The following is a 1,024-nucleotide window of genomic DNA, read 5'->3' on the forward strand; positions in this document are numbered from 1 at the left end:
TAGAAGTAGTACCACTTGCCATCAATCTGCTTCCAGCCGCCGGAGAACATCTTACCGGTGGCCTTGTCCAGCCAGTACCATTTCTGGTCGTCGGAGAGCCAACCTTTCACCGACTCTCCGTTTTTGTAGTAACTCCATTCGCCGCTGTCATTCTGCCTCCAGCCGTTTGCGGTCTGCGGGTCGATGATGACCTCCACAAACCGGTGTAGGACGGTGGCGGCTTCAGCGCGGGTGGCGTTGCCCTTCGGGTCAAACAGATTATTCGCCTTGCCGGAGAGAACGCCTGCCTGCTGCATCGTCTTGACCGCATTCTTTGCCCAGAAGGAAATCTGCGCGTTGTCGGCAAAGGTCACAGCCTCCAGCATTTTCGGGATAGAATAGCCCATCTTATCGGCGTAGTTCTTCATAATCACTGCCATCTGCTCACGGGTGATTTTGTTATCCGGGGCGAAAGTGGTAGCACCGGTGCCATTCACAATGCCCTTGCTTGCCGCCCAGTTGACATAGGGAGCGTAGTAGGCGTCGGTTTTCACATCAGTAAATTTCCCGTTTTTGTAATCTGCCGGATTGATTCCTGCCAGACGCCCAAGGGCAGTGACAAACATTCCCCGTGTCAGGGTGGTGTTCGGACTAAAGGTGGTTTTGCTTGTGCCGGAGAACAGCCCGCGGCTGACCGTAAACAGGATATGTTCCTTAGCCCAATGACCATTGATGTCGGTGAAGTTCGGAACTGGGTTCTTGTAGCCCACACCATAGATACTGAAATGTGCCGCTTCAAAGATTACGGCTTTCTGGTCTGCGTCATAGCTGGATTTGGTCAGCCATTCCACCTTTCCGGTCTTGTCCACATAGACTGCATACAGATTTCCGGTCTTCTCATTCTTCGCCGGAGTATAAGGGATGGCAACGCTGATGGTCTCTCCATTTAGATTGACAGCAGTTTTCTTGCCGTCCTTAACACACTCAAGTGTGATGTCATAGACCGGACGGCTTCCTATGGCTTTCTTGGCTTTCTTGGCTTTCT

General features: G+C 52.2%; 1 protein-coding gene. It reads right to left on the reverse strand.

The window, feature by feature from the left end; all coding sequences use genetic code 11:
* The coding region (locus tag ASU35_RS05290) for an S-layer homology domain-containing protein (RefSeq protein ID WP_242861208.1) at nt 1-1,024 on the reverse strand (1,024 nt) is incomplete at both ends.

The organism is Acetivibrio ethanolgignens (assembly GCF_001461035.1).
Lineage (GTDB): Bacteria > Bacillota > Clostridia > Lachnospirales > Lachnospiraceae > Velocimicrobium > Velocimicrobium ethanolgignens.